Below are 22,265 nucleotides of genomic sequence, written 5' to 3'. Positions count from 1 at the left end.
CGAGGCGCCCTTGGTGGGTGCGGACCTTCGCGTCTAAGCAGGGGCGGGCGGGGGCCCATGGGGAACAATGCGCATCATGTGGCTCTGGCTCTGCGTCTTTCTGGCGACCGTCACCCTTGCCGCCCCGGCCCCGGCCCAGACCTGGGCGGACCGCACCACGCTGGGGATCGGACGGCTCTTCTCGAACGACTTCTTCGGCGACGGCGGCGACCGCTGGCGCACCGGCTCCTATGCCGTCTCCGTGATGCGGGGCGACGGCTGGGACGGATCGCCGCCGGGCTGGGGAGAGGGGCCGCTCCTCGAATGGCGGTTCCGCTCGGAGATCATCGCGCCCCGCTCCCTCTCGGGCCCGCGCGCCGACGACAGGCCCTATGCCGCCTCCTTCGCGTTCGGGCTCCATTCGCACTGGTCCCTCGGCCCGGGCGAAGTGGCAGCCGGGGCGGATCTGGTGACGACCGGCCCCCAGACGGGCCTCGGCCGCCTGATGGCCAACCTGCACGAGCGGTTCGATCTGCCGCGCATCGACGACTCGGTGCTGCGCAGCCAGATCGGGGACGGGGTCCACCCCCATGTCTCCGTGGCCTATGCCCAGCCCGTCCGCATCGCCTCCTCGGTCACCCTGCGGCCCTTCGCCGAGGCACAGGCGGGTGTCGAGGATCTGGCGCGCCTGGGCGCCGATGTGATCGTCGGCGGCGCGGTGGACGGCTCTCTGTGGCTGCGGGACATTCCGTCCGGCCAGCTCTACCGCGGGATCGAGGGCCCCGGCCGGGGCGCGGCGCTGACCTTCGGGGCGGACTGGGCTTCGGTCGGAGGGTCGATCTGGCTGCCCGAGTCGCGCGGCATCCTTGCGGAGCCGGAACGCTGGCGCGCCCGGGCCGGGGTCCACTGGCAGGTCGCGCCGGACACGTCGTTCTTCTACGGCCTGTCCTGGCTCTCGCCCGAGGTCGTCGGACAGGGAGCGGGCCAGCTCACGGGGCAACTGAAGCTGAATTTCAACTTCTGACCGGAATCTTGTCGTCCGAAGCTGATCGCGCTTGAGCGATTCGCCGCCCAAGTCCACAACACGGCTGCAAATCCTGCGCGGCAGACGCGGGAAGCAGGCAGGACGGAACACGGCAGGACGGGCATGGACACGGGCTTTGGCACGTTTGTCCTCTCCTGGTCGCAGGTCGAGCTGGACGGGGAACGGGGCGCTGCCCTGTCCGCGATCCGGCGCGGCGCAACCTGGACATGGACAGGCGAGGCGGTGCGGCTGGCTGGGTCGCGGGGCGCCCTCGATCTGGGCGGGACGGAGGATCTGCGCGGGCATGCGGTGCCCCTGGCGCGGCGGCTTCCGGCCGCGACCGGTGTCGCACCGGCCGCGGGCGAAGCGGGCGAGCCCGACCGGCCGGGGGAGATCCGGCTGACGGACGGGCACCGGTGCTGGACCCTCGCCGTCCTGCCCCTCGGCGGGCGGCGGCAGCCCCTTGTCGTGGTGCAGGGGAGCCTGCCTCCGCGCGACACCGAGTGCTGGATCGTCTCGCACGGACCCCTGCCGGTCGGCCGCGAGGACCCGGAGGGCGGCGTGATCTGCTTCACTCCCGGCACCTGCCTTCTGACGCCCGACGGTCCGCGGCCGGTCGAATCGCTGCGCGAGGGGGACCGGGTGCAGACGGTGGACGACGGCCCGGCCGAGATCCTGTGGATCGGGCGGCGCCGCGTGACGGGCGCGCGGATGCAGGTGATGCCTCGTCTCGCGCCGATCCGTCTGCGGGAGGGAGCGCTCGACCGCGGCGTGCCGGATGCGGGGCTTCTCGTCTCGCCGGACCACCGGCTGGTCCTGAGGGGACCGCGCGCGCGCGACCTGTTCGGCGCGGAGGAGATCCTGGTCCGGGCGTGCGATCTGCTCGACGGCCGGCAGGTCCGCACGGAGCAGGTGCGGGACGTCACCTATATCCACCTTCTCCTGCCGCAGCACGGGATCGTGCTGGCCAACGGCGTGGAAACGGAGAGCTTCCATCCCGCCTCGGCGGCTCTGGCTTCGCTCGGGCCCGAGGACCGCGAGCGCCTCCTGCGCCGGCTGCCGACAGGATCGGACCCGCGCGCCTACGGACCCTTCGCCCGGCGTCTTCTCGATCCACGCGAGGCGGCGATCCTGCGCGCTGCCTGAGCGGGGTTGACCTCGGCCCGCCCCGGGGATAGGAGCGCGACCCTGGTGTTGGCGGGCCCCGCGAGGGGATCCCTGTCGCCCCCGGACAGGGGGAGAGGACAACGCCCTTCCACCCGGCCGCGCGCCCCGCGGCCCCCAGCGAAGGAGATCAGCGCGTGACCAAACGCACGGCTGCCAAGTACAAGCTCGACCGCCGGATGGGCGAGAACGTCTTCGGGCGTCCCAAGTCCCCCGTCAACCGCCGCGAATACGGCCCCGGCCAGCACGGCCAGCGCCGCAAGAACAAGCTGTCGGACTTCGGCACCCAGCTGCGCGCCAAGCAGAAGCTCAAGGGCTATTACGGCGACCTGACCGAGAAGCAGTTCAAGCGCATCTACGCCGAGGCCGCGCGGGTCAAGGGCGACACGGGCGAGAACCTGATCGGCCTGCTGGAGCGGCGGCTGGACGCGGTGGTGTTCCGCGCCAAGTTCGTCCCCACCATCTGGGCCGCCCGGCAGTTCGTCAACCACGCCCATGTCCTGGTCAACGGCAAGTCGGTCAACATCCCCTCCTACCGCGTCAAGGAAGGCGACGTGATCGAGGTGCGGCCCAAGTCCAAGCAGCTGGGCATGGTGCTCGAGGCCGTCAGCCTCGCCGAGCGGGACGTGCCCGACTACCTCGAGGTCGATCACCAGAAGATGACCGCAACCTTCGTGCGCACGCCCAAGCTCGGCGATGTGCCCTATCCGGTCATCATGGAGCCGAACCTGGTCGTCGAGTTCTACGCCAAGAACGGCTGACGCCACACCATCCGATGCCGGGGGGTCGCGCGGCGCCGGCCGTGCGGCCCCCCTGTCGTTTCGGGGGGCGGCTTGAAGATCCGCCCCGCCCCGCCAGACTCTGCGGCGGAGGCCGTCTCTGCCGCCTCAGGCCACAGGAAGGAACAGCATGGTCCAGACCGCCCCGCGCGGCCGCTCCGCGCCCAGCCACCCCGTGCATGCCCGCATCGACGGCTCGATTGTGCTGATCGGCTTCGGCTCGATCGGGATGGGAACCTATCCCCTGATCGAGCGGCATTTCGAGTACGACGCGTCGCGGCTGACGGTGATCGACCCGGACCCGGACATCGTGAACTTCCTGCGTCAGCACCGGATCAACCATCGCCACCTGGCCATCACGCGCGACAATTACCGCGAGGTGCTGGGCGAGCTGTTCGGAGACGGGGGCGGGTTCTGCGTGAACCTGTCGGTGGACACCTCCTCGCTCGACCTGATGCGGTTCTGCCGCGAGATCGGGGTTCTCTACATCGACACGGTGGTGGAGCCCTGGGCGGGCTTCTACTTCGAGACGCAGGACAATGCGGCCCGGACCAACTATGCCCTGCGCGAGGCGGTGCGCGAGGAGAAGCGGCGCAACCCCGGCGGGCCCACGGCCGTGTCCTGCTGCGGCGCCAATCCCGGCATGGTGTCGTGGTTCGTCAAGGAGGCGCTGCTGACACTGGCGCGCGACACGGGGCGCGAGGTCGAGGCGCCTGCCACGCGCGAGGGCTGGGCGCGGCTGATGCGGGACCTGGGCGTGCAGGGGCTGCACATCGCCGAGCGCGACACGCAGGCCCGGCCGCGGCCCCGGCCGCGAGGCACCTTCGTCAACACCTGGTCGGTGGAGGGCTTCATCGCCGAGGGCTTCCAGCCGGCCGAGCTGGGTTGGGGCACGTTCGAGCCGTGGTTCCCCGAGAACGGCCACAGGCACGGGCACGGCTGCAAGGCGGCGATCTGGCTGGAGCGGCCGGGCGCGATCACGCGCGTCCATTCCTGGTGCCCGACGCCGGGGCCGCAATTCGGGTTCCTGGTCACCCATAACGAGGCCATCTCGATCAGCGACTATTATACGATCGGGGAGGGGGACTCGCCCGAATACCGCCCCACCTGCCATTACGCCTATCACCCCTGCGACGAGGCGGTGCTGTCGCTGCACGAGATGTTCGGATCGGGCCGCCAGCAGACCCGCCACGAGATCCTGGGCCCGGACGACATCACCGAAGGCATCGACGAGCTGGGCGTGCTGCTCTACGGGCACGAGCGCAACGCGCTGTGGTACGGATCGCGCCTGTCCAACGAGGAGGCAAGGCAGCTCGCGCCCTGGCAGAACGCGACCGGGTTGCAGGTCTCCTCGGCGGTGATCGCGGGGATGGTCTGGGCGCTCGAGAACCCGGAGGCCGGGATCGTCGAGACCGACGAGATGGACCATGCCCGCTGCCTGGAGATCCAGAGGCCCTATCTGGGCCCGGTGGAGGCGCATTACACGGACTGGACCCCGCTGAGGGACCGCTGGGAGCATTTTCCCGAGGACATCGACGAATCGGTGCCCTGGGCGTTCCGCAACGTTCTGGCCACCTGAGGGGCGCGCGGGGGCGGGTCCGGGAGAGCCACCCCCGGCGTGCGGGGGGCGGGCGCGTTGCGACGCGCGGCGGCCGGGGATGTCCGCCTCCGCGCCGTGAACGAGCACCTGCGCAGCCAAGCGGCCCGGTGGGATGCGGCGGAACCTCGGGCGCGTCCGTGGCGCCCCACCCCTGCAAAGAGCACGGGCGGCCGCCTGATCGTTGCAGGTCCCGCCCCGGTCGTCCGCGCCGCCCCTCCGGTCCGCCGGGACGGAAGGATCGGGCGCGTGGGGGCACCTTGGCACGGAGAGGTTAACGAAGCGTTACACCACCGCGCGGTGGTGTTGCGCCGCGCTGCGGCGTCAGCGGGCGGCGCCGCGGGACAGGGCGGCCACGCCGGTGCGCGCAAGTTCCTGCAGGCCGAGCGGCCGCATGAGGTCGGCGAAGGCGTCCACCTTCTCGGGCGTGCCGGTGATCTCGAACACGAAGCTCTGGAGCGTGGAATCCACCACCTTGGCGCGGAAGATGTCGGCCAGCCGCAACGCCTCCACCCGGTGTTCGCCCGTTCCCGCGACCTTGAGCAGCGCGAGTTCGCGTTCGACCGCCGGCCCCTCCATCGTCAGGTCGTGCACCTCGCGCACCTGGACGATCCGGCCGAGCTGCGCCTCGATCTGGTCGATGATCTGGGGCGTGCCGGAGGTGACGAGGGTGATCCGGCTCACATGGCCCTGATGGTCGGTCTCGGCCACGGTTAGCGATTCGATGTTGTAGCCGCGCCCCGAGAACAGGCCGATGACGCGGGCGAGCACGCCGGGCTCGTTGTCCACGAGCACGGCGAGGACGTGGCGCTCCACCGTCTCGGCATAGCCCGAGCGGAGGTTGTAGGCGGAATGGCTGCTCGAGCCCTTGGCGATGTTGAGCGTCATCAGACCAGCACCGCGCCGCCGGCCTGGATCGCGCCCTCCGTGCTCGCCTCGCCCAGCAGCATCTCGTTGTGGGGCTTGCCCGAGGGGATCATGGGGAAGCAGTTCTCGTGCTTCTCCACGAGGCAGTCGAAGATGACGGGGCCGGGATGGGCGATCATCTCGCGGATGGCGTCGTCGAGGTCGGCCGGGTCCTCGCAGCGGATGCCCTTGGCGCCGAAGGCCTCGGCCAGCTTGACGAAGTCGGGCAGCGCCTCGGACCAGGACTGGGAATAGCGCTCGCCGTGAAGAAGCTGCTGCCACTGGCGGACCATGCCAAGGCGTTCGTTGTTGAGGATGAACTGCTTGACCGGCAGGCGGTACTGCACGGCGGTGCCCATCTCCTGCATGTTCATGAGCCAGGACGCCTCGCCCGCGACGTTGATGACGAGCGCGTCGGGATGGGCGAGCTGGACGCCGATGGAGGCGGGAAAGCCGTAGCCCATCGTGCCGAGGCCGCCGGAGGTCATCCAGCGGTTCGGCGCCTCGAAGCCCATGAACTGGGCGGCCCACATCTGGTGCTGGCCCACCTCGGTGCAGATGTAGCGGTCGTGGTCCTTGGTCAGCGCCTCGAGCCGCTGGAGGGCGTATTGCGGCTTGATCGTGGTGGCCGAAGGGCGGTAGCGCAGGCAGTCCACCGCGCGCCATTCGGCGATCTGCGCCTGCCAGCGGGCCAGCCCCTCGCGGTTCGTGCGCCGGCCGCGGGCGGTCCAGGCCCCGAGGATCGCGCGCAGCGCCTCGGCGCAGTCGGCGACGATGGGGACATCGACCCGGACGACCTTGTTGATGGAGGACGGGTCGATGTCGATATGCGCCTTGCGCGAACGGGGCGAGAAGGCGTCGATGCGGCCCGTGATGCGGTCGTCGAAGCGGGCGCCGACGGCGATCAGCAGGTCGCAGCCGTGCATCGCCATGTTGGCCTCGTAGAGGCCGTGCATCCCCAGCATCCCTAGCCAGTTCGGCCCCGAAGCCGGATAGGCCCCGAGGCCCATGAGCGTGGAGGTGACGGGAAAGCCGGTCGCATCGGCCAGCTCGCGCAGCAGGCGCGACGCCTCGGGGCCCGCATTGATGACGCCGCCGCCGGTATAGAGGACGGGCCGCTCGGCGCGCTCCATCAGATCGACCAGCGCCTCGACGGCGGCAGGGTCGGGATGGCGGCGGGGATTGTAGCGGGGGCGGTGCTCCTCGGGGCTCTCGTAGGCGGCGGTGGCGAACTGCACGTCCTTGGGGATGTCCACGAGGACGGGGCCGGGCCGGCCCGACCGGGCGACGTGGAACGCCTCGTGCAGCGTCCGGGCGAGGCGGTCGGTCTCCTTGACCAGCCAGTTGGCCTTGGTGCAGGGGCGGGTGATGCCGACCGTGTCGGCCTCCTGGAAGGCGTCCGAGCCGATCATGAAGGTCGGCACCTGGCCCGTCAGCACGACGAGCGGGATCGAATCCATCAGGGCGTCGGTCAGCCCGGTGACCGCATTGGTCGCGCCGGGTCCCGAGGTGACGAGGGCCACGCCGACCTTGCCCGAGGACCGGGCATAGCCCTCGGCCGCGTGAACGGCGCCCTGTTCGTGCCGCACGAGGATGTGGCGGATGTCGGCCTGCTGGAACAGCTCGTCATAGATCGGCAGGACGGCGCCGCCCGGATAGCCGAACACGGTGTCCACGCCCTGGTCGCGCAGCGCCTGCACCACCATGCGTGCGCCGGTCATCTCGCGCGTCCGGGTCTCGGTTGTTCCGTCCATTCTCCGCCTCCGCCGCCTCCGGCACGAAAAGGCCCCCGGGATCGTCTCCTCGGGGGCGCATGGGGACCGCAACCGGTCTGCCGTCACCGGCCCATGCGCCGCTCCGCTACGATGGCTGCTCCGAGGGTCATGCCGCCGCTCCCGCCAGGTGGGCGGGTTATGCCTGCCCGAGGCGGGACGGTCAACAGGGATGGCGGAGAAAAATGTCTCCCCGGCCGGGTTCGGCGCAAGATCGTTACTCGGGCGCGCCCGGCGTGACGGCCTTGGCGGTCTCGACGGGGGCAGTATCGGGGGGGCTTTCCTCCACGTCCTGGCGGGCGATCTCGTCGTTGAGCTCGGCCCCCATGAGGACGATGTAGGCCGACAGCCACAGCCAGGTGAGCAGGATGATGACCCCGCCCAGCGCGCCGAAGGAGGCATTGTAGTCGGTGAAGTTCGCCACATAGAGCGAGAACAGCCAGGTGCCGATCAGCCACAGGATGCAGGCCACGACCGCGCCGGGGCTGATCCAGTGCCAGGGCACGTCGCCGCGATCGGGCCCGTAGCGGTAGAGGACCGCAAGGCCCAGCGCGAGGATCACGAGCACGAGCGGCCAGCGCAGGAAGCGCAGGGCGGCATCCCCGAAGGGGCCGAGCGGCAGGGCGGCGATGACCACCGGCAGCACGGCCAGCACCGCGACGATGAGCAGGAAGCCCAGGATCACGCCCAGCGTCAGGGCGAACAGGGTCGCGTAGTAGCGCACGAGGCCGCGTGTCTCGCGCACCTCGTAGGCCACGTTGAGCCCCTCCATCAGCGAGGCCACCCCTCGCGAGGCCGAGTAGAGGGCGATCAGCAGACCGAGGATCGCGGCCAGACCCAGCCCCGTCTCGGTTCCGCCGGCCACCTCCACCGCCTGGTCGGTGATGATGACCGCCGCCTCGTCCGGCAGGACCTCGGCGAGGTTCTGGAACTGGGCCTGAACCGTGGCGGGGTCCACGAACAGCCCCGCGATGGCCATGGTCAGAAGCACCGTCGGAAAGATCGCCGCCAGCCCGTAGAAGGCCACGCCGGCCGCGAGCAGGCTGATGCGGTCCTCCGTCATCTCCTTGTAGACGTTGACCGCAAGGCTCCACCATCCCCGGCCCGAACGCTTGCGCTGGCCCAGGGGGCGGGGTTCGGAGGCGTCGGTCATCGGCGGTTCCTCGCTCAGGCTGGCGGCGCCCCAACGCGGCATCTCCCGTCGGCGTTCCCCGAGCGGTCACGCGGACGCGAGGGCATCCGCGTCCTGTCACCCAACTGTCACGCGAGGAGGGTAGCGCCGGGCGCGCAGAGCTTTGCGAGGGGAGCCAGCCATGCATCACGACCGCAGCCGATTCCTGATCGACTGGGATGCGCGCGACGAGCAGATCCGTCCCGCCCCCGAGACGGTGGATTTCGACCGCGTGGTGGAGGAGGCCATCTCGCGCCGCGGGTTCCTGGGGGGCGTGATCGCCTTCGGGTCCGGCGCGGCGGCGATGGGTCTGCTCGGCACGACCTCGGCCCAGGCGCAGACCGTGTCGCGCTTCGGCTTCACGCCCATTCCGATCGCAACCGATTTCGAGGTCCATGTCCCCGAAGGCTACACGCATCAGGTGCTGCTGCGCTGGGGCGATCCGCTGTTCTCGGACGCGCCGGCCTTCGACCACGCGACCGGCGGCACCGCCGAATCGACGCGCCGCGCGGTGGGCGACAACACCGACGGGATGGAGATGTTCACCATCGGCGAGCATCAGGTCCTGTGCGTGAACCACGAATACACCAACCTCGACACGCTGCTGCCCGAGACGGCCGCCCGTCTGGCCGCCGAGGCCGAGGCCAAGGCCGCGGCCGCGACCACCGAGGAGGAGCGCGCGGCGGCGCTCGACTACCGCATCCTGCCTGCCTCGGCCGAGGAGGTGGCCAAGGCGCAGGCGGTGCAGGGCGTCAGCGTCGTGGAACTGGCCGAGGGGCCGGACGGCTGGGCGATCGTGGTGGACAGCCCCTTCAACCGCCGCATCGACCACAACACGCCCATGCGCCTGAGCGGGCCGGCCGCCGGGCACGAGCTGCTGCGCACCGAGGCCGATCCCGAAGGGCTCAACGTGCTGGGCACGCTCAACAATTGCGGCTCGGGCCGGACGCCCTGGGGCACCTATCTGACCTGCGAGGAGAATTTCAACGGCTATTTCGGCTCCTCCGACCCCGACCTGACGCTGCCCGAGGGCTTCGACCGCTACGGGATCGGCACGAGCTCGGGCTACGGCTACGAGATGTTCGACCCGCGATTCGACATCGCCAAGAATCCCAACGAGCCCAACCGCCACGGCTATGTCGTGGAGATCGACCCGTCCAAGCCCGATTCGGTTCCTGTCAAGCGCACCGCGCTGGGCCGCATCAAGCACGAGAACGCGGCTCTGGTGATCGCGCGCGACGGACGGGTGGTCGTCTATCTGGGCGACGACGAGCGGGGCGAGTTCCTCTACAAGTACGTCTCGCGCGATCCCTATGTGCCCGGCGGGAACACCGACACGCTGCTCGACGAGGGCCAGCTCTATGTGGCGCGCTTCGACCCCGACGGGACGGGAACCTGGCTTGCGCTCACGCCGGAGGCGACGGGGATGGACCGGGCGCTGATCCACATCTGGACCCGTCAGGCCGCCTCGGCCGTGGGGGCGACGACGATGGACCGGCCCGAATGGGTCGCGGTCAACCCGCTGGCGGCCGAGGCCTATTGCTGCCTGACCAACAACAGCCGCCGCAAGCCCGGCGCCACCAACCGCGGCGGCGACCCGATGGAGGCCGTCGAGAACAGCCCCAACCCGCGGGACGAGAACCTCTACGGCCAGATCGTCCGCTGGTATCCCGACGGGCAGGACCATGCGGCCGAGGGCTTCACCTGGGATCTCTACGTGATGGCGGGCAATCCCGAGGTCCATCCCGACAGCCCCTATGCCGGCAGCCCCAATGTCACGCCGGGCAACATGTTCAACTCGCCCGACGGGATGATGTTCGACAGCAAGGGCCTGGTCTGGATCCAGACCGACGGCGAGGACAGCAACGAGGGCGACTATGCCGGCATGGGCAACAACCAGATGCTGGTGGGCGACCCGGCGACGGGCGAGATCGCGCGCTTCCTGACCGGGCCGAACGGGTGCGAGGTGACGGGGATGGCCTTCTCGGCCGACCGCCGCACGATCTTTGCGGGCATCCAGCATCCGGGCGGCCACTGGCCCGACGGGCACGGCCTGCCGCGCTCGGCCATCGTGGCGATCAAGCGCGCCGACAATGCCGTGATCGCCTGACGGCAGGCGGACGGATCGGCAGGGGCGGTCCGGCGCCGGGCCGCCCCCTTTTTCGTCCGCGCGACGCGTGACGCGAGGGCAGCACGCCACGCCGCGCTTGCGGGGTGACGGACCGCCGCTAAGGTGGCGCCACGGTTGCCCCCCCGCAGAGGGGGGCGTTCAGGGAGGTGTTCTCGATGGATCGTCGCAAGTTCCTCACCCGCGCGGGGCTGGGGGCGGCGGGGGCCGCCGCGCTGGCCGCGCCGGCGGTGGCGCAGTCCAATCCCGCCATCCGCTGGCGGCTGACCTCGTCGTTCCCCAATTCGCTCGACACGATCTATGGCGGCGCGGTGACGCTGTCGCGGATGCTGCGCGAGGCGACGGACGGGGCCTTCGACCTGCAGGTGTTCGCGGCCGGAGAGCTGGTCCCCGGCCTGCAGGCGGCCGATGCGGTGATGGAAGGCACGGTGGAGGCCTGCCACACCGTCTCCTACTACTACTGGGGCAAGGACCCGGCCTGGGCGGTCCCGGCGGCGATCCCGTTCTCGCTCAATGCGCGGGGGATGAACGCCTGGCACTACCACGGCGGCGGGATCGACCTGACCAACGAGTTCTACGCCAAGCAGGGGCTGATCGGCTTTCCGGGCGGCAACACGGGCGTCCAGATGGGCGGCTGGTTCCGGCGCGAGGTGAACACGCTCGACGACATCAACGGGCTGAAGATCCGCATCGGCGGCTTTGCCGGCAAGGTCATGGAGCGGCTGGGCGCGGTGCCCCAGCAGATCGCCGGGGGCGAGATCTATTCCTCGCTCGAGCGCGGGACGATCGACGCGGCCGAATGGGTCGGTCCCTATGACGACGCCAAGCTGGGCTTCGTGCAGGTCGCGCCCTACTACTACTATCCCGGCTGGTGGGAAGGGGGGCCGACGGTCCACTTCATGTTCAGCCGCGCCGCCTGGGACGAGCTGCCCGCGCATTACCGGTCGCTGCTGCGCACGGCCTGTCAGGCGGCGGATGCCAACATGCTCGCGCAGTACGACTACCTGAACCCGACGGCGATCCGCGAACTCGTGGCGCAGGGCGCGCAGCTGCGCACCTTCTCGCCCGAGATCCTGGAAGCCTGCTTCGAGGCCGCCAACACGGTCTATGCCGAGATGGAAGCCCAGTATCCCGAGTTCAAGACGCTGTGGGACTCGGTCAAGGCGTTCCGCGGCCCGCACTACACCTGGGCGCAGGTGGCCGAATACAATTACGACACGTTCCTGATGGTGAAGGCCAACGCCGGCGCGCTCTGACGCGCGCCGCGACCGCCGTGCGACCGCCCCCCCGGAGGCCCCGCCTCCGGGGGATTGCCGTTCAGGGCGGGGGGGCCAGAAGGGCGGGCGGCTGCCCCAGCGCTCCCGGTGCCGGGGCTGCCGCGGGGGGCTGACCGAAGGAGGGTTGCCCGAGCGCAGGCTGGCCCGGCCCCGCGCCCGGCTGGAGGGCCGCGCCCGGCGCCGCCAGGCCCGGCGGCGCGCCCAGTCCCGGCGGCGCCCCCAGACCGGGCGGTGCCCCGAGGCCGCCGCCGGGGGCGAAGCCGGGCACCTCGATGCGCACGTCGTCGAGGTTGATGCGCGGCGCCTGGGACAGGTTGCCGGTCACGAGACCCGGCCAGAAGATCACGATGACCACCAGAGCGAGCTGCATCCCCAGCCAGGGCAGCGCCCCGAGATAGATCTGCGAGGTGCGCACCTCGGGCGGGGTGATGGAGCGCAGGTAGAACAGGGCGAAGCCGAAGGGCGGGTGCATAAAGGCCGTCTGCATGTTCACGCAGAGCAGCACCCCGAACCAGATCAGGTCGATCCCGAGGCTCTGGGCCACCGGCGCGAGCAGCGGCACGACGATGAAGGCGATCTCGAAGAAGTCGAGAAAGAAGGCCAGGAAGAAGATGAAGACGTTGACGAAGATCAGGAACCCGAGCTGGCCGCCGGGCAGGTGCGACAGGAGGTGCTCGATCCAGCGGCCGCCGTCCATGCCCTGGAAGACCAGCGTGAAGATGGAGGCGCCGATCAGGATGAACACGACCATCGCCGTGATCCGGGCGGTCGTGGCCATCGCCTGGGACACGAGCGGCCAGGAGAGCCGCCGGTTCATCGCCGCGAGCACGAGCGCGCCGACCACGCCCAGCGCGCCCGACTCGGTCGGCGTGGCCAGCCCGAGGAAGATCGTCCCCAGCACGAGGAAGATCAGCACGAGCGGCGGCACGATCCCCCACAGGACCCGCAGCACGAGGGCGAAGGTCAGGTCCCCCCGCACCTCCGGCGGCAAGGGCGGCACGAGGTTGGGGCGGACCAACGAGACCGCCAGCACGAAGAGCAGGAACAGCAGGACCTGCATCCCCGCGGGCCCGAAGGCGCCCAGATACATCTGCCCCACCGGCTTGCCGAGCTGGTCGGCGAGGATGATGAGCACGAGCGAGGGCGGGATGAGCTGCGCGATCGTCCCCGAGGCTGCGATCACTCCGGTGGCGAGCTTCTGCGAGTAGCCGTAGCGCAGCATGATCGGCAGCGAGATCACGCCCATCGTCAGCACCGAGGCCGCGACGGTCCCCGTCATCGCCCCCAGGATCGCGCCCACCAGGATGACCGCATAGGCAAGCCCGCCGGGAATGCGCCCGAAGAGCTTGCCGGTGCCCTCGAGCAGGTCCTCGGCGAGGCCCGCGCGCTCGAGGATCGCACCCATGAAGGTGAAGAAGGGAATGGCGAGCAGGATGTCGTTGGAGACGATCCCGAACACCCGGTGGGGGAGCGCGTTGAGGAAGGTCGGCGCGAAATGGTCCGTGGCGATGCCGATCAGCCCGAAGGTCAGCCCCACCGCGCCGAGGGAAAAGGCCACCGGGAAGCCGTAGAGCATGAAGGCGACCATGCTCAGGAACATCAGCGGCGGCAGGGGGCCGTACTCGAACATCGGGGGACCCTTACTGCTGGGGCTTTTCGTAGGAGAGATCGAGCCGGATCGTGCCGCGCAGGGCCGCGATCCGCTTGATGAGCTCGGAGACGCCCTGCACGGCGACCAGCGTGAAGCCCAGCGCGATGATCGTGCGAACCGGCCAGCGGATCAGCCCGCCCGAGTTCGACGACATCTCGCCCCGCTGGAACGCACCCCACGCCACGGGCCAGCACAGCCAGGCCAGGAAGATCGAGAAGGGCAGAAGAAAGACGAGGATGCCGACGATGTCGATCCAGAGGCGCTTGCGCTCGGAGATGTTGGAATAGATGAGGTCCACGCGCACATGGCCGTTCTGGCGCAGCGTCTCGGCCGCGGCGAGCATGATGATGCCGCCGAACAGGTACCACTGGATCTCCAGCCAGGCGTTGGAGCTGAGCGCGAACAGGTAGCGCGAGGTGGCGTTGCCCGCGCTGATCAGCGCGGCGGCCAGCACGAGGACTGCCGCGATGCGTCCCAGCGCGATGGTGACGCGGTCGATCCCGCGCGAGAGTGCCAGAAGCGCGCCCAAGTCCCCCTCCCTCCGACCGCGGCGGATCTGCGCGCCAGTGTCATGCGGGGGCGCGAGGCGTCAACAGCAGCGTAGAACCCTTGTCGCAAGGTCAGGAAGGGGCGCGGTCAGCGGCGGGGGGCGCGGCCGTCGGGAAGCTGGATCCGGGCCACCTGCTCGGCGATGGGATCGACGGAGAGGGGGTGGATGCTGGTGGCATAGGAGGCCGGGTCGCCGATCGGCTGCCAGCGCCCGGCCTTGTACACCTCGAGCGCCCCGAAGCGCGACTTGTAGCCCATCTTGGCGCTGCCGGGCACCCAGTAGCCCAGATAGACGAAGGGAAGGTCGAGCTCGCGCGCGAGGCTGACATGGTCGAGGATGATGAAGGTTCCCGGCGAGTCCCGTTCGAGGTCCGGGTCGAAGAACGAATAGACCATGGACAGCCCGTCATCGAGCACGTCCGTGAGGCAGACCGCGCGCAGGACGCCGCTGCCGTCGCGGTATTCCACCAGCCGCGTGCGCACGGGCGTCTCCTCGATCATGGCGGCGAATTCGAAGATGTCCATGTCGGCCATGCCGCCGGTGGCGTGGCGGCTGTCGAGATAGCGCCGGAAGAGGGCGAACTGCTCCTCGGTGGCCCAGGGGGAGACGGCGCGGCGGCGCAGCCCGGCATTGCGGCGCAGCACGCGCGCCTGCGAGCGCGAGGGGGCGAAGTCGGCGGCGCGGATGCGGGCCGAATAGCAGGCCTGGCAATCGGCGCAGGAGGGCCGGTAGAGGACGTTCTGGCTGCGGCGGAAGCCCTGCTTGGAGAGCGCGTCGTTGAGCCGTTCGGCCCCGTCGCCGCCCAGCGCCGTAAAGAGCTTGCGCTCCATGCGGTTGTCGAGATAGGGGCAGGGCTGCGGTGCCGTGACGTAGAATTGCGGCGCGAGAGGGAGCGAGTGGCGCATCGGGCGTCGGGCGTTCCGGGACCGGCTGTGTCGGGGGCGTCCGGGGGATGCTAGCGCGCCCCCGGCGGTCCGCCAAGGGGCAGCCGGGGGTCTCTGCCCGTCCGCGCTCAGGCCGGGCGGTTGATTGCTGCCGTCCCCAGCACGAGGTCGGTCAGGCCCTGTCCGCGGCCGAGCCCCACCATCAGCGCGGCCGACAGGATCTGGAGCGGCACCAGCGCCACAGAGACCGTATAGCCGAGCGTGTGCAGGAAGGCCGTGACGGGGTCGAGCCGGGCCCCGTCCGGCCCGCGGATCGTGATCGCCATCACGCGCATGCCCCAGGTGGCCGACCCGGAGGAGAGCGTCGCCCAGCGATAGAGAAAGCCCACGATCATCCACAGCACGGGCCACCAGAACAGCGCCGTGAAGGCGGTCAAGGGCAGCACGAGCAGGCAGAGCCCGAAGGTGATCGTGGCATCCACGACCCAGGCGAGCGCGCGCTTGGCGGCGACGCCCCGGTAGAAGTCGGGCTCGCGGACCGGATCGGGCAGGCCGAGAAGAGTGGCGGACATGGCGGCTCCTGGGCGGCTCCTGGGGACGCGAAGGCCCCGGCCGGCGGCCGGGGCTGGCTCAGGTGGGGCCGGGGACCCGCCCGCGCAAGGGGCGGGGCGCCGGGGATCGCGGAAGGTCAGGCCGCGTCGGGCCGGTCGTCCTCGGGGCGCGGGTCGGCCTCGCGCGCGCGGCGGGCGCGGTCCTCCATGAACTGGTCGAACTCGGCCTTGTCCTTGGCCTCGCGCAGGCGGGCGAGGAATTCCTCGAAGGCGCGCTGCTCCTCCTCGAGCCGGCGCAGCGTCTCGGCCTTGTAGGCATCGAAGGCGGCATTGCCGGAGGGGCGCAGGGCGGTCCGGGCCATCTCCCAGGCCTCCTGGCGGCTCCGGCGCGAGGCGCACCCGTTGCGGCGGCGGTCGAGGGCGGTGGACGAGGGTCCGAACATGCGCTTGCTCCAGATCATGTAGGCGAGAACGGCCAGACCGATCGGCCAGAAGACCACAAAGCCGACGATCATCAGGACGAGCCAGGCCCAGCGGCCGCGCGCATCCAGCCAGTCCACCCCCTGGAGGAACCAGGCGGGACCGGACAGGTCGCGCCGCACGACGGCGGCGGAGGAGAGGTCGGTGGTGCTCATGCGGCGGTCTCCTTCGGGGCGGGGTTGATGTGAATGTCCTTCACATCACGCAACTGGGATGCCGGGACGAGCCTTTCAAGACGGCATGTGAAGGTTTTTGACATGCGGGCGGTCCGACGCCGGTGCGCCTGACGTTGACCCTGCGCGAGGGCCCCTCCAATCTCGCGCCCATGGCCCGTCCGCTCGCCGCCCGCGCCACGCGCGCCCCGCGTCCCTTCGATGCCGCGCTCGGGCGCGAGGCGCTGCTGCGTCTGCCCGCGCTGGACGGGGCCGTGGCGGAGATCGTCCGCGGCGCGGCCGGCTCCAGCCCGCATCTGGCGCAGCTCCTGCTGCGGGAGGGGGACTGGATCGCCGTCGCGCTCGACGACCCCGAGGGAGCGCTGGAGGCCGCGCTGGCCGAGGCGGGGGCGGCAGAGGGGCGGGCGCTCGGCCCCGCGCTGCGGCAGGCCAAGCGGCGTGTCGGCCTGCTGACGGCGCTGATGGATCTGGGCGGAGGCTGGAGCCTGGGGGAGGCGACGGGCGCGCTGACGCGGCTGGCCGACCTCGCGGTGGACCGCAGCCTGCGGCTGCTGGTCGCGGAGGTGGCGGGCCGGGGGCGGCTGCCCGTCCGGCCGGAGGCCGAGGCCGGGGGGATGGTCGCGCTCGCCATGGGCAAGATGGGGGCGTTCGAACTCAACTATTCGAGCGACATCGACCTCGTGCTGCTGTTCGACGAGGCGGCGGTGCGGGAGGACGACTTCGCCGCCGCGCGGGCGGGCTTCGTCCGCGTCGCCCGCGCGCTCTGCGCGCTGCTGCAGGACCGCACGGCAGAGGGCTATGTCTTTCGCGTGGACCTGCGGCTCCGGCCCGACGCGGCGGTGACGCCCGTCTGCCTCGGCATGGCCGCGGCCGAATCCTACTACGAGAGCCTGGGCCGCACCTGGGAGCGCGCGGCCTATATCAAGGCGCGGCCCTGCGGGGGCGACCGCGCGGCCGGCGACCGGTTCCTCGATGCGCTGCGCCCCTTCGTCTGGCGGCGCCACCTCGACTTTGCCGCCATCCGGGACGCGCACGACATCCGGCTGCGCATCCGCGACCATCGCGGGCTGCACGGGCCGCTCGCGCTCGACGGGCACGACCTGAAGCTGGGCCGCGGCGGCATCCGCGAGATCGAGTTCTTCGCCCAGACGCGCCAGCTCATCGCGGGCGGGCGCGACCCCTCGCTGCGCGTGCGCGGCACCCTCGAGGCGCTGCGGCGGCTCTCGGCGGCGGGCTGGGTGCCCGAAGGGGTGACGCAGACGCTCTCGGCCCATTACGCGCGGCTGCGCGAGATGGAGCACCGCGTCCAGATGATCGCGGATGCCCAGACCCATCAGCTTCCCGCCGCGCCCGAGGGCTGGGCGCGCCTGGCCGCGCTGGCGGGCGAGGAGGAGGGGGCGCTCCGGCGCGACCTGCGCGCGCGCCTCGAGGAGGTGGATGCGCTCACCGAAGGGTTCTTCGCACCCGGCCCTGCGGCGCCGGCCGCGGCGGAGGACGACTGGGGCGCCGAGGTGACGGCGCGCTGGCCGCGCTATGCGGCCCTGCGCTCGCAGCGGGCGGTCGAGATCTTCGGCCGCCTGCGCCCCGAGATCCTGCGCCGCCTGCGCGAGGCCGCCCGCCCCGAGGAGGCACTGGCGAGCTTCGACGGCTTTCTCGCCGGTCTGCCGGCGGGGGTGCAGCTCTTTGCGCTGTTCGAGGCCAACCCGGACCTGCTGCGCCTGATCGCCGAGATCGCCGCGACCTCGCCTGCGCTCGCGCGCTATCTCTCGCGCAATGCCGGGGTCCTCGACGCCGTGATCGGCGGGGGCTTCTGGGAGCCGTGGCCGGGGCGGGAGGCGCTCGAGACCGCGCTGGGCCGGGTGGTGGGGGAGGCCGCGGACTACGAGGCCGCGCTGGTCGCGGCACGGCGCTGGAGCAAGGAATGGTGGTTCCGCGTGGGCGTCCACCACCTTCAGGGCCTGATCGATGCCGAGGAGGCGGGACGCCTCTATGCCGACCTGGCGGGCGCCGTGCTGGGCCGCATCCTGCCGCTGGTCGCCGCCGATTTCGCGCGCCGCCACGGCGGGGGGCCGGGCTGGGCGGCCGTGGCGCTGGGGATGGGGTCGCTGGGCGCCGAGCGGCTCAACGCGGCCTCAGACCTCGATCTCATCCTGATCTACGACGCGCCCGGAGAGGCGTCGGACGGGCCGCGCCCGCTGCCGCCGCGGACCTATTTCGCGCGCCTCACGCAGGCGCTGGTGACGGCGCTCTCCGCGCAGATGGCCGAGGGGCGGCTCTATGCGGTGGACATGCGGCTGCGCCCCTCCGGGCGGCAGGGGCCGGTGGCCACCTCCTGGACCGCCTTCCGCGATTACCAGCGCCACGAGGCCTGGACCTGGGAGCACCTGGCGCTGACGCGCGCGCGCGTGGTGGCGGGGACGGGCGAGTGGGAGGAGTTGGGCATGGCAGTCGAGGCGTTCCGGCAGGACCTGATCGCGGGCCGGCGCGGCGACCGGCGCGTGCTGCCGGACGTGGCCGCGATGCGCGCCCGCCTCGCCGCGCATGGGGGGGCGGAGGGCGCCTGGGACGCCAAGGTGGGCCCGGGACGGCTGCGCGACGTGGACCTGTTCGCCCAGGGTCTCGCGCTGCGGGCGGGCTCGGCCGAGCGGAGCACGGCCGGGCAGGTCCGGGCCGGGGTGGAGGCGGGGCTGCTGCCCCCGGCCGAGGCGGAGCGGCTGCTCGCCTCCGAACGGCTGCTCTGGCGCGTGCAGGCGGCGGCGCGGCTGCTGACCCCGGACGCTCTCGACCCCGACCGCATTGGCGAGGGGGGGCGGCGCTTCCTGCTGCGCGAGACGGGGGCGGAGAGCCTCGGGGATCTGGCGGACCGCCTCGCGGAGGCGACGGCGGCGGCCGACCGCGTGATCGGCGGAGTTCTGGCGGAGGCGGCGGCATGAGTGGGACGGAAAGGGCGCGCGATCCCCACGACCCCAAGGGCCTCGTCCGGGAAGCCTATGCGATCGAGGGGATCACGGCGCCGGAATGCCGGTCGATCTTCCTGGACTGGGCCCTGTCGCTGCCGGAGGGCACGGCGGTGGAGGCGGCGGCGCGCGCCTGCCTCGCTCGGCACGGGCGCGAAGGCCATCCGATGACCGCCGTCCTGTCGGAGGCCGCCGCGCCCGCGCCCGCGCCGGGCCGGCGGGGCGGGCGGCGCGCGCGGCTCGGCCCGGCGGGCGGCGCGCCGGAGGGTGGAGGCGCCCCCCCTTGACCCTCGCGCCGTCCGGCGCGACAGGCGGCGCATGATCCCCGAAGACCGTCTGTCCGCCGTTGCCGAGCGGTTCGCCTTTCTGGAAGCCCGCATGCAGGAGCCCCTGCCGGCGGCCGAGATCGCGGCCGTCTCGCGCGAGTGGTCGGCGCTGCGGCCCGTGGTGGAGGCCGCCGCCGCCTGGCGCGCGCTCGGCTCCGAGATCGCGGCGGCCGAGGCCATGCTGGCGGACCCCGAGATGCGCCCGCTGGCCGAGGAGGAGCTGCCCGCCCTGCGCGCCCGGCTGGAGGAGGCCGAGCGGCGCCTCCGGCTGGAACTGCTGCCCAAGGACGCGGCCGATGCCCGGCCCGCGATGCTCGAGATCCGGCCCGGCACCGGGGGCGAGGAGGCCGCGCTGTTCGCCGCCGACCTCGCGCGGATGTACCAGCGCTATGCCGAGCGGCGGGGCTGGTCCTGGGACGTGATCGAGGAGCAGCCGACCGATCTGGGCGGTCTGCGCGAGCTGGTCGTGCGCGTCGCCGGCGAGGGGGTGTTCGCGCGCCTCAAGTACGAATCCGGCGTCCACCGCGTCCAGCGCGTCCCCGAGACCGAGTCGGGCGGGCGCATCCACACCTCGGCCGCCACGGTCGCGGTGCTGCCCGAGGCCGAGGAGGTCGAGGTGGCCATCGACCCGGCCGACCTGCGCATCGACACGATGCGCTCCTCTGGGGCGGGGGGGCAGCACGTCAACACGACCGACTCGGCCGTGCGGATCACCCACCTGCCTACCGGGATCGTGGTCACCTCCTCGCAGAAGTCCCAGCACCGCAACCGCGACCTCGCCATGCAGGTGCTGCGCGCGCGGCTGTTCGAGATGGAGCGCGCCCGCGCCGAGGGGGCGCGGGCGGCGGACCGGCGCGCGCAGGTGGGATCGGGCGACCGCAGCGAGCGCATCCGCACCTACAACGTGCCGCAGGGCCGTCTGACCGACCACCGCATCGGGCTCACGCTCTATCGGCTGGGCGAGGTGCTGGACGGCGATCTGGACGAGGTCATCGACGCGCTCTCGGCCGCGGCGCAGGCCGAGGCGCTGGCGGGGCTCTCGGGATGACCGACGGGGCGGCCCTGCTGGCCGAGGGCGCGGCCCGGCTGCGCGCGGCCGGGGTGGACTCGGCCGCGGGCGATGCGCGCCGTCTGCTGGCCGCCGCGCTGGGGGTCGAGCCCGGCCGCCTGACGCTGCGCCTGGCCGATCCGGTGGATGCCGTGGCGGCTTCGGCCTTTGCGGCGCTGCTCGACCGCCGGACCCGGCGCCAGCCGATGGGCCAGATCCTGGGCGAGCGGCTGTTCTGGGGGCGGCCGTTCCGCGTCACGCCGGACGTGCTGGACCCTCGTCCCGAGACGGAAACGCTGGTCGCCGCGGCGCTGGAGGCGCCCTTTGTCCGGCTGGCGGATCTGGGAACGGGAAGCGGGTGCCTGCTCGTGACGCTCCTGGCGGAGCGTCCGGCGACGACGGGCCTGGGCACGGACCTGTCGGAGGCGGCCCTGGAGGTGGCGCGCGGCAATGCGGACCGGCACGGCGTCCGGGTCCGTGCGACCTTTCGCCGGGCGGACTGGTGGGAGGGGGTGGAGGGGCCCTTCGATCTGGTCGTCTCGAACCCGCCCTATATCCCGGCGGCCGATCTGCCCGCCCTTGCGCCCGAGGTGCGCGAGTGGGAGCCGACGCTCGCGCTGACCGACGGAGGCGACGGGCTGGGGGCCTACCGCGCGATCCTGGCCGGAGCGGCCGGGCGGCTGGCGCCGGGAGGGCGGCTTCTGCTCGAGATCGGATCGGGGCAGGCGGAGGCGGTGGCGGCCCTGGCGCGACGGGCCGGGCTGCGGGACGAGGGGGTGCGCCGCGATCTGGACGGCCGCGCGCGGGTGTGCCTGTTCCGCCGCGCCTGAGCCCGGCCGCGCGCGGCGCGGCGGGGGCCTGCGATTTGCCCTTGCCCTCCGCGGCACGCCGTGCTTAGTGGCGCGCGTCGGACGGGCTGCGGGCGGCGATGGATGTCCTGCCCCTTATCGGTGCCCGCTCCAGCACGGTCATCACACTCTGGCCGATCCGCCGGGTCTGGGCGCCCCCGAAGCGTGATCGGACCCCGAGCGTTCCGACTCGAACCGAACAGGCAGGCCCCGGATCCCTCATGCGATCTTCCAAGCAGCGGCAGCGCAACAAGCAGAACCGCCAGAACCGTCCCTCGGGCGGCAACATCATCAATCGCGTCTTCGACAGTTCGGGGCCCGAAGGAAAGGTCCGCGGCACCCCTGCGCAGATCATCGAGAAGTATCTCCAGCTTCACCGTGACGCGCAGCTGGCGGGCGACCGGGTGGGCGCGGAGAACTTCGCCCAGCATGCCGAGCATTACACCCGCCTTCTCGCCGAGGCGCAGCGCGACATCGAGCGCGCGCGCGAGGAGCAGGAGCAGTGGCACCGCGAGCGTCAGGCCGAGCGCGAACGCCAGTTCGAGGCCAGCCGCGAAGCCCTTCAGCGCGATCGCGGCGAGCGCGACCCCTTTGCGGAGCGCCGTCCCGAGGAGCGGCGCGCCGACGACCGTCGTCCGGACGAGCGGCGCGAGGAGCGGCGGGACCGGCGCGGGCGTCACCGCGAGGCGGCGCCCGACGGGTTCGGGGCCGGATTTCTCGCCCAGCCCCTGTTTCCGGTGATGGTGGCCGAGCCCGAGGACGATCAGCCCGCCGCAGCCCTGGTCGAGACGCCGGAGGACCGGGGACACCGCCCCGACGATCAGCCCGCCCCGGCGCCGGCCGCCCCGTCCGAGGCGGCCACGCCCGGGACGGCCGCCGAGGCCGCCCCCGAGCCGGCCGATCTGTCCGCGCCCGCCGCCAAGCCGGCGCGTCGTCCTCGTCGCCCCCGGACCCCCAAGGCGGCGCCCGCGCCGGAACAGGACGCCGCCGAATAGCGCGT

At 72.0% G+C, this 22,265-nt stretch carries 19 protein-coding genes; 11 read left to right on the top strand and 8 right to left on the bottom strand.

The genetic code is table 11. The annotated features are described in order from the left end of the window. The first annotated feature begins 67 nt into the window (after positions 1-67). The 4 genes from GT358_RS01210 (at position 68) to GT358_RS01195 (ending at position 4,525) form a co-directional block, all read left to right on the top strand. Complete coding sequence (locus GT358_RS01210; protein WP_166580741.1) at positions 68-1,003, top strand: lipid A-modifier LpxR family protein; 936 nt, start codon at positions 68-70, stop codon at positions 1,001-1,003. Positions 1,004-1,126: 123 nt separating this feature from the next. After that, a complete protein-coding gene (locus GT358_RS01205) occupies positions 1,127-2,149 on the top strand; it encodes a Hint domain-containing protein (RefSeq protein ID WP_166580740.1) in 1,023 nt (340 codons plus the stop codon). A gap of 155 nt (positions 2,150-2,304) precedes the next feature. After that, positions 2,305-2,928, top strand: coding sequence for a 30S ribosomal protein S4 (gene rpsD / locus GT358_RS01200; protein WP_166580739.1), 624 nt, complete (start codon positions 2,305-2,307; stop codon positions 2,926-2,928). A gap of 148 nt (positions 2,929-3,076) precedes the next feature. Further along, positions 3,077-4,525, top strand: a complete 1,449-nt coding sequence (locus tag GT358_RS01195; RefSeq protein ID WP_166580738.1) for a homospermidine synthase — start codon at positions 3,077-3,079, stop codon at positions 4,523-4,525. Positions 4,526-4,867: 342 nt separating this feature from the next. Here the strand turns inward: GT358_RS01195 and ilvN are convergent, their stop codons facing one another. From ilvN to GT358_RS01180, 3 genes are all read right to left on the bottom strand, one after another. Then, positions 4,868-5,431 carry an acetolactate synthase small subunit gene (ilvN, locus tag GT358_RS01190; RefSeq protein ID WP_371416187.1) on the bottom strand — a complete coding sequence of 188 codons (564 nt, stop codon included), beginning with the start codon at positions 5,429-5,431 and terminating at the stop codon, positions 4,868-4,870. Then, positions 5,431-7,203, bottom strand: a complete 1,773-nt coding sequence (locus tag GT358_RS01185; protein WP_166580737.1) for an acetolactate synthase 3 large subunit — start codon at positions 7,201-7,203, stop codon at positions 5,431-5,433. The genes ilvN and GT358_RS01185 overlap by 1 nt, the downstream gene beginning before the upstream one ends. 235 nt (positions 7,204-7,438) lie before the next feature. After that, positions 7,439-8,374, bottom strand: coding sequence for a YihY/virulence factor BrkB family protein (locus tag GT358_RS01180; RefSeq protein WP_166580736.1), 936 nt, complete (start codon positions 8,372-8,374; stop codon positions 7,439-7,441). A gap of 160 nt (positions 8,375-8,534) precedes the next feature. Between GT358_RS01180 and GT358_RS01175 the strand changes: the two genes are divergently transcribed. Both GT358_RS01175 and GT358_RS01170 read left to right on the top strand, forming a co-directional pair. After that, a complete protein-coding gene (locus GT358_RS01175) occupies positions 8,535-10,502 on the top strand; it encodes a PhoX family phosphatase (protein ID WP_166580735.1) in 1,968 nt (655 codons plus the stop codon). Between the two features lie 176 nt (positions 10,503-10,678). Continuing rightward, the gene (locus GT358_RS01170; protein WP_166580734.1) at positions 10,679-11,776 is read left to right on the top strand and encodes a TRAP transporter substrate-binding protein; all 1,098 of its coding nucleotides are present in this window, start codon (positions 10,679-10,681) and stop codon (positions 11,774-11,776) included. Between the two features lie 61 nt (positions 11,777-11,837). Here the strand turns inward: GT358_RS01170 and GT358_RS01165 are convergent, their stop codons facing one another. From GT358_RS01165 to GT358_RS01145, 5 genes are all read right to left on the bottom strand, one after another. Continuing rightward, positions 11,838-13,427, bottom strand: a complete 1,590-nt coding sequence (locus GT358_RS01165) for a TRAP transporter large permease subunit (protein ID WP_166580733.1) — start codon at positions 13,425-13,427, stop codon at positions 11,838-11,840. A gap of 10 nt (positions 13,428-13,437) precedes the next feature. After that, positions 13,438-13,977 carry a TRAP transporter small permease subunit gene (locus tag GT358_RS01160; RefSeq protein ID WP_166580732.1) on the bottom strand — a complete coding sequence of 180 codons (540 nt, stop codon included), beginning with the start codon at positions 13,975-13,977 and terminating at the stop codon, positions 13,438-13,440. Between the two features lie 107 nt (positions 13,978-14,084). Beyond that, positions 14,085-14,903 (bottom strand): arginyltransferase, encoded by an 819-nt coding sequence (locus tag GT358_RS01155; RefSeq protein WP_166580731.1) that lies wholly within the window; start codon positions 14,901-14,903, stop codon positions 14,085-14,087. Between the two features lie 107 nt (positions 14,904-15,010). Continuing rightward, a complete protein-coding gene (locus GT358_RS01150; protein ID WP_166580730.1) occupies positions 15,011-15,454 on the bottom strand; it encodes an RDD family protein in 444 nt (147 codons plus the stop codon). 116 nt (positions 15,455-15,570) lie between these two features. Further along, positions 15,571-16,068, bottom strand: a complete 498-nt coding sequence (locus tag GT358_RS01145) for a DUF2852 domain-containing protein (RefSeq protein ID WP_166580729.1) — start codon at positions 16,066-16,068, stop codon at positions 15,571-15,573. A 170-nt stretch (positions 16,069-16,238) separates the two neighbouring features. On the opposite strand from GT358_RS01145, the gene GT358_RS01140 reads away from it, so the two are divergent. From GT358_RS01140 to GT358_RS01120, 5 genes are all read left to right on the top strand, one after another. Continuing rightward, positions 16,239-19,019, top strand: coding sequence for a glutamine-synthetase adenylyltransferase (locus GT358_RS01140; RefSeq protein ID WP_166581059.1), 2,781 nt, complete (start codon positions 16,239-16,241; stop codon positions 19,017-19,019). After that, positions 19,016-19,330 (top strand): hypothetical protein, encoded by a 315-nt coding sequence (locus GT358_RS01135; RefSeq protein ID WP_166580728.1) that lies wholly within the window; start codon positions 19,016-19,018, stop codon positions 19,328-19,330. The genes GT358_RS01140 and GT358_RS01135 overlap by 4 nt, the downstream gene beginning before the upstream one ends. A 31-nt stretch (positions 19,331-19,361) precedes the next feature. Then, positions 19,362-20,417 (top strand): peptide chain release factor 1, encoded by a 1,056-nt coding sequence (prfA, locus tag GT358_RS01130; RefSeq protein WP_166580727.1) that lies wholly within the window; start codon positions 19,362-19,364, stop codon positions 20,415-20,417. Further along, complete coding sequence (prmC, locus tag GT358_RS01125; RefSeq protein ID WP_166580726.1) at positions 20,414-21,247, top strand: peptide chain release factor N(5)-glutamine methyltransferase; 834 nt, start codon at positions 20,414-20,416, stop codon at positions 21,245-21,247. The genes prfA and prmC overlap by 4 nt, the downstream gene beginning before the upstream one ends. 239 nt (positions 21,248-21,486) lie before the next feature. Continuing rightward, positions 21,487-22,260 (top strand): DUF4167 domain-containing protein, encoded by a 774-nt coding sequence (locus tag GT358_RS01120; protein ID WP_166580725.1) that lies wholly within the window; start codon positions 21,487-21,489, stop codon positions 22,258-22,260. Positions 22,261-22,265: the final 5 nt, after the last annotated feature.

Source organism: Rubellimicrobium sp. CFH 75288 (assembly GCF_009904055.1).
Classification (GTDB): Bacteria; Pseudomonadota; Alphaproteobacteria; order Rhodobacterales; family Rhodobacteraceae; genus Rubellimicrobium.
Note: the sequence above shows the minus strand (reverse complement) of the source record. Positions and strands in the feature narration are given on the sequence as shown.